General features: G+C 41.2%; 19 protein-coding genes. 5 read left to right on the top strand and 14 right to left on the bottom strand.

Going from position 1 to position 15,137, the window contains the following annotated elements:
• Nucleotides 1-41: 41 nt before the first annotated feature.
• From FO442_RS12770 to FO442_RS12760, 3 genes are read left to right on the top strand one after another with little or no spacing between them, the layout of a single operon-like run.
• Nucleotides 42-755, top strand: coding sequence for a polyprenol monophosphomannose synthase (locus FO442_RS12770; protein ID WP_144333590.1), 714 nt, complete (start codon nt 42-44; stop codon nt 753-755).
• A complete protein-coding gene (locus tag FO442_RS12765) occupies nt 755-2,092 on the top strand; it encodes a dihydroorotase (RefSeq protein WP_144333589.1) in 1,338 nt (445 codons plus the stop codon). Before FO442_RS12770 ends, FO442_RS12765 begins: the two co-directional genes overlap by 1 nt.
• Nucleotides 2,089-2,442: a DUF4296 domain-containing protein gene (locus FO442_RS12760; RefSeq protein ID WP_144333588.1), complete on the top strand. Its 354-nt coding sequence runs from the start codon at nt 2,089-2,091 to the stop codon at nt 2,440-2,442. Before FO442_RS12765 ends, FO442_RS12760 begins: the two co-directional genes overlap by 4 nt.
• Here FO442_RS12760 and FO442_RS12755 read toward each other — a convergent pair.
• Nucleotides 2,439-3,149 carry a hypothetical protein gene (locus FO442_RS12755; protein ID WP_144333587.1) on the bottom strand — a complete coding sequence of 237 codons (711 nt, stop codon included), beginning with the start codon at nt 3,147-3,149 and terminating at the stop codon, nt 2,439-2,441. The genes FO442_RS12760 and FO442_RS12755 overlap by 4 nt on opposite strands.
• Nucleotides 3,146-3,703, bottom strand: coding sequence for a crossover junction endodeoxyribonuclease RuvC (gene ruvC / locus FO442_RS12750; RefSeq protein WP_144333586.1), 558 nt, complete (start codon nt 3,701-3,703; stop codon nt 3,146-3,148). Before ruvC ends, FO442_RS12755 begins: the two co-directional genes overlap by 4 nt.
• 46 nt (nt 3,704-3,749) lie before the next feature.
• Here ruvC and FO442_RS12745 point away from each other — a divergent pair, with 46 nt between their 5' ends.
• Nucleotides 3,750-4,625, top strand: a complete 876-nt coding sequence (locus FO442_RS12745) for a hypothetical protein (protein ID WP_144333585.1) — start codon at nt 3,750-3,752, stop codon at nt 4,623-4,625.
• 102 nt (nt 4,626-4,727) lie between these two features.
• A complete protein-coding gene (locus FO442_RS12740) occupies nt 4,728-5,702 on the top strand; it encodes a glycosyltransferase (protein WP_186280105.1) in 975 nt (324 codons plus the stop codon).
• 82 nt (nt 5,703-5,784) lie between these two features.
• Here the strand turns inward: FO442_RS12740 and FO442_RS12735 are convergent, their stop codons facing one another.
• The 12 genes from FO442_RS12735 to FO442_RS12680 all read right to left on the bottom strand — a co-directional run bounded on the left by FO442_RS12735 (nt 5,785) and on the right by FO442_RS12680 (nt 14,963).
• Complete coding sequence (locus FO442_RS12735) at nt 5,785-6,099, bottom strand: hypothetical protein (protein ID WP_144333583.1); 315 nt, start codon at nt 6,097-6,099, stop codon at nt 5,785-5,787.
• 206 nt (nt 6,100-6,305) lie between these two features.
• The gene (locus tag FO442_RS12730) at nt 6,306-6,767 is read right to left on the bottom strand and encodes a hypothetical protein (protein ID WP_144333582.1); all 462 of its coding nucleotides are present in this window, start codon (nt 6,765-6,767) and stop codon (nt 6,306-6,308) included.
• 51 nt (nt 6,768-6,818) lie between these two features.
• The gene (locus FO442_RS12725) at nt 6,819-7,214 is read right to left on the bottom strand and encodes a DUF3127 domain-containing protein (protein ID WP_144333581.1); all 396 of its coding nucleotides are present in this window, start codon (nt 7,212-7,214) and stop codon (nt 6,819-6,821) included.
• 22 nt (nt 7,215-7,236) lie between these two features.
• On the bottom strand, nt 7,237-8,130 hold the full coding sequence (locus tag FO442_RS12720) for a flavin reductase family protein (RefSeq protein WP_144333580.1): 894 nt from the start codon (nt 8,128-8,130) through the stop codon (nt 7,237-7,239).
• A gap of 104 nt (nt 8,131-8,234) precedes the next feature.
• Complete coding sequence (locus FO442_RS12715) at nt 8,235-9,260, bottom strand: choice-of-anchor L domain-containing protein (protein WP_144333579.1); 1,026 nt, start codon at nt 9,258-9,260, stop codon at nt 8,235-8,237.
• Nucleotides 9,261-9,300: 40 nt separating this feature from the next.
• A complete protein-coding gene (locus FO442_RS12710) occupies nt 9,301-10,941 on the bottom strand; it encodes a M1 family metallopeptidase (RefSeq protein WP_144333578.1) in 1,641 nt (546 codons plus the stop codon).
• A gap of 46 nt (nt 10,942-10,987) precedes the next feature.
• Complete coding sequence (locus FO442_RS12705) at nt 10,988-11,356, bottom strand: iron chaperone (protein ID WP_144333577.1); 369 nt, start codon at nt 11,354-11,356, stop codon at nt 10,988-10,990.
• A 123-nt stretch (nt 11,357-11,479) separates the two neighbouring features.
• On the bottom strand, nt 11,480-11,764 hold the full coding sequence (locus FO442_RS12700) for a DNA-directed RNA polymerase subunit alpha C-terminal domain-containing protein (protein WP_144333576.1): 285 nt from the start codon (nt 11,762-11,764) through the stop codon (nt 11,480-11,482).
• Nucleotides 11,739-12,359 (bottom strand): HPP family protein, encoded by a 621-nt coding sequence (locus FO442_RS12695; RefSeq protein ID WP_144333575.1) that lies wholly within the window; start codon nt 12,357-12,359, stop codon nt 11,739-11,741. The genes FO442_RS12700 and FO442_RS12695 overlap by 26 nt, the downstream gene beginning before the upstream one ends.
• Nucleotides 12,360-12,433: 74 nt before the next feature.
• On the bottom strand, nt 12,434-12,904 hold the full coding sequence (locus FO442_RS12690) for an OsmC family protein (protein ID WP_144333574.1): 471 nt from the start codon (nt 12,902-12,904) through the stop codon (nt 12,434-12,436).
• Nucleotides 12,905-12,953: 49 nt separating this feature from the next.
• On the bottom strand, nt 12,954-13,613 hold the full coding sequence (locus tag FO442_RS12685) for a class I SAM-dependent methyltransferase (protein ID WP_144333573.1): 660 nt from the start codon (nt 13,611-13,613) through the stop codon (nt 12,954-12,956).
• A 111-nt stretch (nt 13,614-13,724) separates the two neighbouring features.
• The gene (locus FO442_RS12680; RefSeq protein WP_144333572.1) at nt 13,725-14,963 is read right to left on the bottom strand and encodes a sensor histidine kinase; all 1,239 of its coding nucleotides are present in this window, start codon (nt 14,961-14,963) and stop codon (nt 13,725-13,727) included.
• Between the last annotated feature and the right edge of the window lie 174 nt (nt 14,964-15,137).

Here is a 15,137-nt window from a genome sequence, read left to right as displayed (position 1 = left end):
AGCGGAATTTGACTATTTTTATCACCTGAAATTGAACCCACGTGACGCGAGCAGTTGTAATTATCCCGACGTATAATGAAAAAGAGAATGTTGAGCGTATGGCCCAGGCAGTCATGAGCTTGCCTGTTGCAATCGATATTCTGTTTGTGGATGACAATTCTCCCGATGGTACGGCCGCCATTATTCGTGATTTGATGCAACAATTTCCCCAGCGCATTTTTCTGGAAGAAAGACAGGGGAAATTGGGACTCGGAACAGCGTATATCCATGGGTTTAAATGGTCCCTCAAACAGGACTACGAATACATTTTTGAAATGGATTGCGATTTTTCACACAATCCGCTGGATTTACCCCGGTTGCTGGAAGCGTGTACAAAAAACGGAGCCGATGTAAGTATCGGTTCGCGGTATACAAAAGGAGGAAAGGTACAAAATTGGCCGATGGGCCGCATATTGATGTCCTATTTTGCTTCTGTTTATGTTCGGATGATCTTGTTTATCGGGATCTCGGATACGACTGCCGGATTTATGTGTTATTCCAATAAGGTACTTAGAGCTATTGATTTGGACAATATTCATTTCAAAGGATACGCTTTTCAGATTGAGATGAAGTATGCGGCGAAAAGAAAAGGATTTAAAATAATTGAAGTTCCGATTACGTTTATTGACCGTCAATTCGGAGAATCAAAGATGTCTTCAAGTATTTTCAAAGAAGCTTTCTTTGGAGTTTGGAAAATGAGAAATTTAAAGGTGTAATGACAAAGATTTTACTGAAAGGTGCAACACTGGTAAATGAGGGCCGGGAATTTATCGGAGATGTGTTAATTGACGGAAAGCGGATTTCCAAAATTGCACCCTCTATTTCGGTTGACGGATCAGTGAAAGAGATCAATTGTGAAGGATTGCACTTACTCCCGGGTTGTATTGATGACCAAGTACATTTCCGGGAGCCGGGACTAACGCATAAAGCGAATATCCAGTCTGAATCCAGGGCGGCAGTTGCAGGAGGAATTACTTCTTTCATGGAAATGCCGAATACCGTTCCGAATACCCTGACACAAGAATTACTTGAAGCAAAATACCTGCGTGCAGCAGAGGTTTCTCCGGCGAACTACTCTTTTTTCATGGGAGCTTCGAACGATAACTATGATGAGGTGATGAAAACAAACATTCAGGATGTTTGCGGTGTCAAGATATTTATGGGATCTTCTACAGGAAACATGCTGGTTGATAATACCAATACGTTGGAACACCTGTTCGCAAATGTACCCATGCTGATAGCTACACATTGCGAAGATGAAACAACGATCAGAAAGAACCTGGAAGAATACAAAGAGAAATACGGGGAAGCTATTCCGATGTCTGCTCACCCTTTGATCCGAAGTGCGGAAGCCTGTTATCTATCCTCTTCCAAAGCGGTTGAACTGGCAAAAAAGAACAACACACGATTACATATCCTGCATATCTCCACTGGAATCGAAACGGAATTATTTCGCAATGATATTCCTTTGGAACAAAAACGCATTACCGCTGAGGCTTGTATACATCATTTATGGTTCTCGGATGCAGACTACGAAAGCAAAGGAACCTGGATCAAGTGGAATCCGGCTGTAAAAACAGCAGCAGACAGAGACCAGATCTGGAAAGCGTTATTGGATAACCGCATTGATGTGATTGCGACAGATCACGCACCTCATACGATCGAAGAAAAACAACAGCCATATTTGCAGGCACCTTCGGGAGGACCATTGGTTCAGCACGCTTTGCTGGCAATGCTGGATGCATCTGCAAACGGAAAAATTCCGTTGGTACGGGTAGTTGAAAAAATGGCACATGCTGTTGCTGTTTGTTTCCAGGTAAAAGACCGGGGTTTTTTGCGGGAAGGTTATTTTGCAGACCTCGTTTTAGTAGATCTCAACAAAAAATCGACTGTCACAAAAGATTCGCTGCTTTACCAATGCGGATGGTCGCCATTTGAAGGAACCACTTTTTCTTCCTCTGTGGAAAAAACGTTTGTGAACGGTGTTTTGGTTTACGAAAATGGGAAACTGACAGGAGAAAAAGGAGGCGAACGCATGTTGTTTAACCGATGAAAAAAATACTTGGAATATGTCTTTTTATTTTATTGCAGTCCTGTGATAGTGAATTGCATGGTTTGGAAAAGCCTGAGAACTTAATTCCCAAGGATCAGATGATTACCCTGATGACGGACATGCTGATCCTGGAAGGACATATTCAAACAACTTATTCTACCGTAAACCGGTATTATAAAGTAATGACTGCTTCCGGAAGGGATTACCTGAAATCGAAACACATTACCGAGAAACAATATGAGGATTCATTCATGTATTATACCAGTATGCATGAAGAATACAAACTCATGTTGGATAAGGTAATGGAAAACCTGCAGAAAGAATCGATCGAGCTGCAAAAGAAAACTTAGTGGCATTCTAATTGAATAGAGGTCATCAATTTTTTGAATTCCCGGTGATATTGGTTCTCATTGAACCAGGCTGTTTGATTTTCCAGGATACAATTCCACCAGCCATATCTCAGTACTTCAATTCTAGCCCACAGTTCCTTGTCCGGAGCGTTCCAGTGCTGCTCGAAGGCTTTGTTAATCGGATCCGGATCAAGCGCCCCGGCAACTTCCTTTTCGTGAAGTTCTTTCCAGGCGTTTAGGAGGGTTTTTCCACCTTTTTCCAAAGCATTTACGTAATACGAACACTCTTTGCAATAAGGAGTTCCCTTTAATGCTTTCGGTTGATTTAATGCAATAACAGCTTTCTCACGAAGCAGGCATTGTTCCCGGATATTTTCCAGTCTCATTTTTTTGAGATTGGCCCAATAATCGCCCTTCGGATATTCCATTTGCTCTAATTCCGTTACAAAATTGTGGCATTCAAACCGAATACTTTTGATTTTTAAATAGGCTGTGTCTTTTGGCTGATAAGCAAGAAACGGCTGACTTAATTCGGATGACTGGACCAAGGTATAATGGGCGTTCTGTACTTGCTGATAATTTGCTTTTGACGAGTCGATTACTGCTATTGAAAGGCAACTTCCCTCATACCATTCGAATACTTCCTGCGCTTTACTCAAAGGAGAAAAGGAAGCAAGGAAAAAAACAATCACAACCAGGTTTTTCATCTTATTTTTCGTTCGGGATTTTTACTCAAAAAACTGTTCCAGCTGCTTCCTTTGGTCTTGTTGTTTTCACCCACTCCTTTGGAAAAATGATGACAAACTGCCGCAGCCAATCCATCTGTCGCATCCAGGTATTTGGGAAGTTCATCAAAACGGAGCAAGGTTTGAAGCATGGCAGCAACCTGTTCTTTCGATGCGTTTCCGTTTCCGGTAATGGCTTGTTTGATCCGTTTCGGAGTGTATTCTTCATAAGGAATATTCCGTCTTAGCGAAGCTGCGATTGCTACGCCTTGTGCTCTGCCAAGTTTTAACATGGATTGAACGTTTTTGCCAAAGAAAGGAGCTTCGATAGCCATTTCATCCGGTTTGTATTCTTCCATAAGTCCATCGATACGATCAAAAATGCGTTTTAATTTATCCGGTTGATTATCGAGTTTGTTCAACTGGATAATACCGAAGTTGAGCATGTCAATTTTCGTGCCTTGAATGTGGATTAATCCGTATCCAAGTACAGTTGTTCCGGGGTCAATCCCTAAAATTATTTTATCTTCGGCCATGCAAATGAAAGAGAAAGTTAAAGCTACTAAAAAACGGGCTGGTTTAATGACATTATTCAAATTATTGGTGTTTACAGCAGTAATCTGGACCTTGTATTTTCAGTTGAAAAACGTGGATTGGGAGCATGCCAGGGGATTGGAAGTCGCACATTGGTGGGCATTGATTCTGGCTTTCACATTGCTTATTCCCAATTTATGGATGGAATTCCTGAAATGGAAGATCATTACAGATCCGTTGAATGTGGAAACGAAACTGGTAAAAAATGCATTTTGGGCAGGAGTAGCTTCCGGTTTCATGTCGCCAAACGGCTGGGGAAATTTTCTCGGAAGATTGATTTACTTTCAAAAGAGACAGACAATCTACATTGTTTTTTCAACAGCACTTGCCAATTTAAGTCAACTCGTTCCAACATTGCTTTTCGGTTTGTTTGCAGTGTTTTTGAAATATGGTCGAACGAATTCCCTGTGGATCTCTGCAAGCGGAGCAGCGCTGGTAATTTTGCTGATTTACTTTTTTGGCGATTACCTGCTTCCGAAGAACCGAAGCAGGTACCTTTTTGTCCGCAGACTGCAAAGTATCCGGGGACGCTATCAAAACCTCAAATGGCCATTTTTGGCATATTCATCCATTCGTTTCCTGGTTTTTAGTGTGCAATATGCGCTTTTATTTGTGACGTTCGGTTACGGGGATTTTTGGTTCCTGATCACACAAATCTGGCTGATTTATCTTTTTACGTCCTTTGTTCCGTCTTTGTGGTCTGGGAAGGTGCTGATCCGGGAAACAGCCGCGTTATTCGTTTTTGCAAAAACCAGTGTTTCTGTTCCGGATGTGATTGTGTGCAGTATTTTTATTTACCTGATAAATATCGCCTTACCCGCATTTATGAGTAGTTTTATTTGGTTACCGAAAAGAAAAAATTAAGTTATGTGGTTGATTGGTTCCTGGGTACTTCTCTACATTCTTTCGATATTAACACTCCTGTTTGGCGTGAATCGATTACGCGTTAGCCGAAATTCAAAAAAGATGATGGCAATTGATGAAATATCGGTTGTTGTTCCTTTTCGAAATGAAGCAGACAATCTCCAGGTATTTCTGGATTGTATTTATTCACAGCGTTATCAGCCGGCACAATGGATTTTTGTCAATGACCATTCCTCAGATTCCTATATCGATCTGTTTAAAGAAATGGATTCATTCCCAATCCGTTTGTTGCATTTACCGGAAGAACAAAGGGGCAAAAAGCGTGCGATTCGCTTTGGAATGGACCATGTACGAACGGAATATTGCTTAACAATGGACGCGGATGTATCTTTTGGAAAAGATTACATGAAATCGATGCTGCTCCTTCCCGAGGCTGAACTGATCATTTTACCGGTTGAAATGACAGGAAAAAAATGGTGGCAATCGTTCTTCACACTGGAATATCTTTTTACGACGCTTTTGAACAAAGGAATTGCAGGATGGGCAAGACCCGTAAACTGCAGCGGCGCAAATTTGCTGATCCATGTTTCCAGTTTTGACCAGGTAGACGATATTGATGATCACGATCACATTTTGAGTGGAGATGATATTTATACTTTACGTGCCTTTCGTACATTCGGGAAACGGGTAGAGATAGTAGAAAATGAAGCCTTAAAGGTAGAAACGGAAACTCCGGAGACTATTTCGGAAGTGATGGAGCAACGTGTTCGCTGGCTGGGAAAAACAAGTCATGTTGCGGATTCTCTAAACAATTTCTTAGGAATTTGGGCTGTCGGACTGCATGTTTATTATTTCCTTCTCCTGATCATTACTTTTTTTGCAGGAGTTTATTGGCTGACCGGCTTAATCATCGTTTTCAAATACGGAATGGATTTTATGCTGGTGAAAATGGATAAAAAGAAACCGACATCGTTTGATTTGATCGGTTTGGGTTTGTTCGAATTGTTTTATCCTGTTTATTTGGTCGCCCTGGTGGCTTATCTGATGGTCTCTCAACCCGAGTGGAAGGGAAGGTAGGCTATGAAACGGGAAAAAATCTTGTAGGTACATAAAACTTCAGGTACCTACAAGACCGTTCATTGTTAATGATGAGTACAGCTTATTTTTTGATCACTGTTCCGTCTTCATTAAACTTCACGACATTTAATTCAGCTTTTGTGTTAGTCAATTCGACTTCGTAATAAGGTTTTTCCGCTTTTACAACATATGCTGATTTAGCAGTCCATCCCTGGAAAGCGTCTTCCGTTAATGCTTTTCTTATGGCCGCCGGTAATTCTTCCAGTTTGATTTTTACTCGATCCGGATTGTTTGCATCTGCCACTTCCGTTTGAGCTTTGGCAACTGTTGTTTCTGCCTGAGCATTTGCGAACACGGTTGTTGTAAGTGCGATCGCTGCGATGATGAACTTTTTCATGGTACTTATTTTTTTAAAATTCTGTGAACCGGTTTGGGAAAAATGATACCAGTGCCCGGTTTGAACTTTATAAAATAAGTTAAACAGAATTTAAATCATTGAAAAACAGACGGTTGCAAGAGAAGTAAAGGGCTAGCAACGCGTTATTATACCTCCTTCGGATCAGGATGAAATTTCCAATTTGGAAAAAAGCTTCCCAAATTGAATCAGAATTCGATGGGTTGATCTAACTTAAGTTGTTGAATTACTTTCTTCTGAAGTGGAAATAACGATATAAAATAAAGAATCCCGATACCAGCTAAAGCAATGAAAAAAGTGTTTGTTGTGAGTACGTAGCAAACAATGGCAAAAATAATCGACGCGTCCACCAAACCTATTTGAATAATTTTGGAAGATGTATAGGCTTTGATGAGGCTCAATGGATTTGTTTCGTTGTGCACCTTCGAGAGCATGGATTTACGCAGAAAAATACTGGTTGAGACAGCAATGACCATGATAATAGGTGCGATCAGTTGCAACAGTTCGTTGATGTTTGCTTGTTGGCTTCCCGGAACGACGATAATACTCATAACCGTAAGAAAACTGACGATTCCAAACAGGAAGGCCCCGAAAATAATTCGTATGAGTGTCAGGTTTCCGGTTAATTTACGCTGCGTTTCAGGTTTCATGAGTTGAGGATATAAGAAGCCCCGGTGTTAATGACCGGGGCTTGGGATTATTTAGAATGGTAAATCGTCATCGTCACTTGGTGCTGTAGAAGCACTTGGAGTTGCAATCGGATCTAAATTCATTGCTGTAGGTCCTCCTGCCGGGATTCCTCCACCCATGGAAGGATTTCCAACTTTTTCAATTCTCCAGGCTTCTAAAGTATTGAAGTATTTCACTTCCCCCTGGGGACTTGTCCACTCACGGCCTCTTAAGTTGAAAGACACTTCAATTTGTTCCTGGGTGTTGAATCCATCAATTAAACTACACTTATCTTGTGTCAGTTGAAACAAGATATCCTGTGGATACATACTTGCATTATCAGTTAAAACAAATTCTCTTTTTGAAAATTTTTCCGATACTTGAACAGTATCATTCTTAACCTTTAAGATTCCGGATATTTTAAACATATTTCTACGGGTATTTACTATTTTAATCGTTAAAAGAGAGCAAGGTCATCCAGGCTCCTTCAATATCGTTGTTATTAATTAATTCTTTTGCACGTTCGTGTAAAGCGAGTTCCAATTTCGCCGGTTCGTCTTCTAAAGTTAGGAATAAATCACTTAATTCCAATAATTTATACTCGTTTACGTCAGTTTCATTGGGGATTTCAGTAATGCCGGCAAGCTGTGCCAAATCGTTTCCTGAAAGGACAGGACTTACCCGGATATCCTCCGGAATCTGGTCAAAACCGATCCCGACAGTCGTGATGGGCTTGGTAACTTCAAACATGGATGCTTCATTCGCATGGCAATACCAGTTTCCTCCCATTCGGGCTACCAGGTTGATCTTTTTTTGATCGATGGTACCATCTTCCGCAAGGATTTCTTCATGTATGTGAATTTTAGTCACTTCACAGATTACCAGGTTACCGGCACCACCCTGATCACCGAGCTCCTTTACTTCCAGTACTTTGCATTCAAACTGAACAGGAGCTTCCAAAACACGCATAGGTCTGACGGTGTCTGATTTCACAGGAGTTAATCCGGATTTCACGAATTCATCCACTTCCGGTCCGTAAGGAGAACTGCTTAAACTCATTTGGTGAAGAATATCCATGTTCACAATGTTAATAACCACTTCCGGTATTTTTTTGACATTGTTGTAGGTATCTTTTGTGGTATTCGTTCTCCCGTTTCTTGCCGGAGAAAAAATCAAAATGGGTGGAGCAGCAGAAAACACGTTGAAAAAACTAAATGGAGACAAGTTGTTTACCCCGTTTTCATCGATTGTTGAAGCAAATGCGATGGGACGTGGTCCAATAGCTCCAAGGAGATAACCATGGAGTTTTGGTACGGGAAGTTCTTTCGGATCGAGCGTTAACATGCTTGCAAATTTCTACAAAAGTACCAAAATCAGGAAGGTGTTCGGAAGCAACTTTCGAGAATTAATTAACAAAATGACACGCTAAAGGTGAAAACCAAAAGTAATCAGCGAATCACTTTTTTGGTGATTTGACCGTTATTTCCCTCCACACGGATCAAATACATTCCTGATGAGTAATCGCTCAGATCAATAAGCGTAGTTTCACTGATTTTGGATTGCTCCCAGATTTTTCCGGAAAGATCGACAATGGAATAAGTCAAATGGTCCTCGTATTCTGAGATTTGAATGGTTGCCTCCTGCTTGGATGAATTGTAAAGAATACTGACAAAATGGTCCAATGTGGTTTCGTCGATGCTTGCTGTAACTCCTCCTTCCTCAAGGAAGACACCCGAATCATGCATGGCGTTTCCGGCATCTGCAACGACCATGATTATGTGGTAGGAAGAACCGGGGGTGAGATTGGATGAGGAAGCCGTTAACGGAATACTTAACCCGTTGTATTGCAGGTATTGGTCAGAACTGTTGTAAGGTCCTTCAGATCCACTTCCATTGTAAACAAAGTATTGACTGTTTGCTGAAGGATTGAGTGTTCTGGTTGAAACAGGACTGGTATTCGGTAAACGGGCCATATTTTGTGTACCGGTTATTCCGGGACCGGAAATGAATATCCCGAATGCATCGTTGAAGGCGTAGACAGGGGTAATAGTGGGACCACTATACTCCTCCGAACCAAATATATAGTTTATATGCAGTGTATTTCCACTCGGAACAAGATCAAATTCAATAACGGAAGCGTTATAGGAAGTTGCATTGAACACACTATTAAAAAGAGCGAACCCGGGAGTTTGATTGTCAATACCTGCATTAGTTGAATTATTGGGTCCCTGAGCGTAGTATTTTGATCCGGTGGTCATTAAAAAACCAGAACTGTAAGGCATATCTGTAATATTGCTCGATGAAAAATATGCTATGGCATCCGGAGAACCGGTGTATTGAATATTGGAAATGCTAACTCCGGATCCGGAAAGCGCATGTGTGACTAAATCCTGGGGATCATTTCCTCCCAGAATTAACTGGCTGAAAGAAATTGTCGGAAAAAAGACGATGATAAAGTGATAAATGTATTTCATACTGTTTAGATGGGAATACGAATTTACTCATTTTACCGAATTACTTCTTTTCTTTCTTCAAAATATAGAGATTGGGATTTAGCTCAAATGAATAATCATGCCCAATTGCATACGATCCCCATTTGGAAGTGCAAGCCAGTTTTTGTTTCCCGTTTATGATCGGCATGTCGAAACCTTCAATGCAATTCACCCAACGGAATTTCACCTTCTTTTTACCGTATTTCACTTGCAGCGTCGGAGGATTCTTCTCGCGCAGGTATTGATCGAATACTTTTGACAAATCCATTCCCAGTTCCGCCGACATAAACTGTTCGATTTGTTGAGTTGTAACCGTTTCATGGTAAAAGGTAGCATTCATTTTGCGCAACATCATGCGGAACAGCGAATCGTTTCCATAGATGGTACGAATTGTATGTAACATGTTTGCCCCTTTGTAATACATATCACCGCTTCCTTCGGTATTTACTCCGTATGGTCCGATAATAGGCTGGTCGTTCAGAATGTTTTTTCGCAATCCCTGGCAGTACTTGTCTGCATCGCTTTTTCCAAACCAATAGTCCGTAAACAAGGTCTCACTGTAGCAGGTAAATCCTTCGTGGATCCACATATCGGCAATGTCTTTCGAAGTGATGTTGTTTCCGTACCATTCGTGTCCGCTTTCGTGCACGATGATGAAGTCCCACTTTAATCCCACTCCGGTATTACTCAGGTCGGAACCCAAATATCCGTTTTTGAATTCATTTCCGTAAGCAACGGCACTTTGGTGTTCCATTCCCAAATATGGTGCTTCGACTAATTTATAGCCATCTTCATAGAAAGGGTAGGGACCAAACCAGTATTCCAGTGCTTTTAATGTTCTGGGAGCATCCTGGAATTGTTTTTTAGCTTTCTCTTCGTTTCCTCTCAATACCCAATAGTCCAGTTCCAGGTTTCCTTTTTCCCCCGCAAAATGTTCATGTATGTTCACGTAATCCCCAATGTAAGGGATCATGCAGTAATTGTTGATCGGGTTACTGACTTTCCATGAATAGATTGATTGACCTAGGTTTTTAATTTCTTTGCCGATAAAGCTTCCGTTGCTGACGCAAACCAAATCAGACGGGCAGGTATAATGCATGGTAACTCCCTGGTCCGGTTCATCGTATTGGGAATCTTTGCACGGGAACCAAACACTTGCCCCTTGCCCCTGACAAGCTACAGAAACCCAGGGTTTTCCATTGTGATCCTTCGTCCACACAATTCCTCCATCCCAAGGAGCGCGTTTTGCTACTCGCGGTTTTCCATGGAAATAGACAACAAGTTGGTTTTCTTCTTTTTCAGATCCGTCATGTGACATGAATGGAATAAAATAAGCCGCTCCATCCTTTTTGATTTTCGAAGGATCTACCCAGTTGTTGTTAATCAATACACTGTCGATAATCATCGGTTCTTGTAAATCCAATTGCAGCGTACTTGTAATAGCCAATTCATCCGGGCCTTTTCCAATCATTGAGAAAGTAATGATATTCTTCCCGTGAATTTCCTTCTTACTGATATCGAATGTGACGCTCAGATCATAGTGCCGTAAATCCCACCAATTACGACCCGGGCCGTAAGTACCGCGCAACGAATCGGCGTGAGTGAACTGACTGAATGAGTTTGTAACAACAAATAAGGTACAAAGGAAAAGAAGTTGTTTCATGAATTGTTTTTTGTGAAATTACTAATTCCGTACGGGAATAGATTGTCTATTTCTTCTTTCCATATTTCTCGCGATTCTCCATTAAACGAAACAGAATGATTTCCCGGATCAGTTTTTTGGGAAGTGGCTCATCTAATGGAAATTGTACCGAACCTTTTCCCTGCTTGTATTTCGAGAGTTCTTTCTCAAAAGCTTTGTGACCTGTGGGAGTAGCATAAAACCCGATATGTGATTTGTATCCTCCGAAATAAACCAAGGGTTTTCCATTGAGTTTATAGGCAGGCATTCCGTATGAAATGGATTCTGCTGCTTCGGGAGCAATGTCCAGGATTAGTTTTCTTATTTCGGTAAGACGCTCCTGCGTTTCTTCTTCGAACTCCCGAATGTATTCATCCACGCTAGTGAAAGTTTTCATATTTTGAATATTAGGACATCAAGATATCAAGACTACAGGATTTTAGGATATTAAGACTTGAATTGACCTAAAGTTTAGAGGACCTTGCATCCTGTTGTCTGTTCGCAGATAAATATAACTCAATTAATCTTTGAAAGAAACTCCATGATCGGATAATAACTTTCTCAATACCGGAAGTGAGGCTTTTCCCATTCCATGGAATGATAGAATTTCTTTTTCACTGTATTGAGCCAAATCTTCCAGGGAAGTGATCCTGTTATTCTCCAAAGCTCTTCTTGCCGGAGCAGAAAGAGCGGCAAAAATGCCGACTTCCGATTTTCGTTCTGCCTCACAAATCGGGCAGGTAGGACAATCCGAACTTTTAAAATAGTGATGTCCTTTCTTACAAATTCTTTCTGTTAGTGACATCTCTTAAACGAATTTTTCGGGGTTTAATGTATTTGGTCAATCGGCTGTTGGTTGGATACGTTCGGTTTTTTGTCAGGTTATTGGCAATGAGTGCCACCAAAAGCAGGATCAGGACTCCTGATAAGACCGGAGATAAAACGTATATAAATCCCAGGGCTTTAACTTTTTCAGTTCCGATAACAGCAATTAAAGCGGTAGCACCTCCGGGAGGATGCAGCGTTTTAGTCATTTGCATGGCAATAATGGAAAAACTGACGGCCAGGGGAGCTGAAATCCAGATTGGATCAGGAATCAATTTGAAAATGCAAACCCCGACAAAAGCAGAAATAACATGTCCTCCTACCAGATTCCTGGGTTGAGCGAGCGGACTTTGAATAGCTCCATAGATCAAAACACTGCTTGCCCCAAAAGACCCGATGAGGAAGATGTTGGATATTTTGTCCAAGGAAAGTGATTGAGTAAAGGCAATTAACCCGATACCGAAAAAGGAACCAATGAAGGTCCAGAAGTGTTCTTTGAGATCGACGAGTGTTTCCTTGTAGAGAACGTAACGGACTTTTCGAATGGAATTAAGACTTTTTTTCTTTTTTTGCATGCCGGATTTTCAGTATTTCAATAGGCAGATGTACTATTGTGTTATTACGTCAAAAATAGATTTACAGCTTATCATCAAAGGTCTTTCGTAACACAAGTTGGTAGGTGAGTAACCTTGAAATTGCAGGAATTCGCTATAAAGCATTGTTTGTTTGCTTCGTGATGTAGGCTGTTCGCCAATTCGATTTGGGAGGCATCGGTGATGACCACTTTCGGTCTGAGAGTAACCGAAGTAAATCTTCCACCATTTGGGTCCTGGACCATTTTACCAACGGGTTCGTCCCGGTATTCGATTACCTGTATTCCTGCATCTGCGCACAGGTGAAGATACCAAAGCATGTGGCAGCTGGAAAGGGATGCCAAAAAGAAGTCTTCCGGGTTGTGTTTTGTTTTGTCACCCCGAAAGGGTACATCAGCCGAACAAAGCAAATCGACTTTATCCGGTATCTGCAGAGTGAATTCTCTTCCGTATGCTGCGTAATCGGATGTTCCGTTGCCTTTGTTTCCCGTCCAGATGACAGTTGATTCGTATGTGTGTTCTTTCATATTGAAAAAATTGAAAATGGATCATTGAAAAAGATCGTGTGTACCTAATTTATTTATTGTTGTTCAGCACGAAGGTTGAGAATTGCCGTTCCACAGAATCCCCGGTCTTGGTCATTACCGTTTCTACCTGTGAGTCTTCCTGATTCAAAATAAATGAACTTTGTTCAATCAGTTTCAGTACTTCATCCGGGTTGTAAAGTGTAAAACCAAAAGGGGTAAAGGGTAAGGTTTCCATGAAGCTTCTGTGGGCAAAAGTCAATGAGAACAATGCCTTTGGCTTTAAAATCCGGGAAAATTCTGAAAGCACTTCCAGGGGACTTTCCCAAAAGTAGAGCGTATTTACAGTAAAACATTTGTCGAACTGATCTTTTTTGAATGGCATTTTTCCTCCTTCGTACAACACGAATGATGCCTTTTGGGCGTTTATGAAAGATTGATTTTTTTCTTGTGCCTCACTGTTCATTAAGGTGGAGATCTCTAAACCGGTGTAGTCAATACTTTGACATTGAGAAAAAAGAAACTCCAAATGTCCGGCATTTCCATGTCCCAGTTCCAAAACGGAATCATTGGAGGCCAGGTTCAGGTTCGCAATGGCATTTTTAGTCATCCCGATATTGGTTTCATTCATCATTTGAGCAATTTCACTGCCTTTTTCTCCGGATGGATGACTTAATTGGGAAGCCAATTCTATTAATTGTTCTTTCTCCATTTTTGCGTTTTTACGAAAATAAGCATTTGAATCAATTTTCCCTCTTTGAAGGGGGATTAAGGGGGATGGTCACCCCTCTCTGTCTCCCCTCAAGGGGAGAAGTGTAACTACTTATTGGTCTTCCTGCGGACTGAATGTAATATCAAAAATGGTTTCCGGATAGGTTTTCAATTCCATGGTTCCTTCCAATTGGTCGGTTAAGGATTCGATGAGGTCTAAGCCGAAAGATCCCTGCCGCGACGGAGCTTTCCAGGTTCCGCTGTCTTTGTAGATCAATTTACATTTTTTCCCCTGGTGATGCATAAAAGAAATGGAGATCAGGCAATTGTCGTAATCGTCGAAGGCATATTTCAGCGAGTTGGAAATTAATTCATTCAGGATCAGGGCAATCGGAACGATGGACCTTAAGCCGATGGAATCGATGTCGCAATCGATCTTTAGATTTACCGGGTAACCGGATTGATAGGATGAAACCAGGTCGGAAGAAAGATCGTGTAAGTATTCCCGTAAATGAAGGGTGGAAAGGTGATCACTCTGGTACATCTTTTCGTGGATCATCGACATGGCGATGACACGATGGGTTGCATCCTTGAATTTGGCGATTGCTTCCGGGTTTTCCAGTTCTCGGGATTGAAGCCGCAACAAACTGGTGATGATCTGGAGGTTATTTTTCACCCGGTGATGGATCTCTTTCAGCATCACCGTTTTTTCTTCATTTTGTTTGGAAATAATGTTGTATTGCACTTGCAGAACATCTTGTGCTTCATTTAATTTTTTTCTTCCCACCTCATTTGTTCGGATGTTTTCCCAACCCAGATATCCGAGAATAGCAAAACACAAGATGCAGTTAATGACGGTTGCAATGAGTTGTTCATGACTCAGGTTGCGCATAATTTCCATCTGCTGGTCCAGGAAATAGTAGAAGTAAATCGATTGACAGGTTGTATGAAACAGAGTGAATACCAGTCCCCAGCGCGCTCCCAATACGATGAAAGCGAACAGGATATTGATCGTCATCCAAAAACCATCCAAAAAATGCGGCTGGTTGTGAACAAAGAACAAGGTTACGGTGCAGCAAAAAGCACCGATTATATTGAAAATGATCGTTGGTAGTTTGAATTTTCCGGTTCTGAAGATGTAAATTGTTGTAACTAAAACGGAGAAGAAGGCCAACAATGTAATAGAAGCAACCGTTGTACTGAAATAAATAAACAGGACAATGCTGAGTATTCCGATCGCCAGAGTCAAAAACAAAGACATCCGATAAGCCAGTATGAACCGGGTCTCATCTTCGAAATTATTTTCATTGGTGAATTTCGGAAAGAAAACACTGTTGAGCAGCTTAAGCATAGTTTAATTTTTGATGAGTGAATATACTGATTCTTTGATTCTCCTCCGCGATTCACTGCCGAATTTTTAGTAATTCCTTTATCGAAGATTGGCTAAAGGCAAACAAAAACCCTGACAGTTAACTATCAGGGTTTCATTTTAGTGTTGTCAGTTGCTGCAGACATTTTGCACGAA

The organism is Fluviicola chungangensis (assembly GCF_007558725.1).
GTDB classification, from domain to species: domain Bacteria; phylum Bacteroidota; class Bacteroidia; order Flavobacteriales_D; family Crocinitomicaceae; genus Fluviicola; species Fluviicola chungangensis.
Note: the sequence above shows the minus strand (reverse complement) of the source record. Positions and strands in the feature narration are given on the sequence as shown.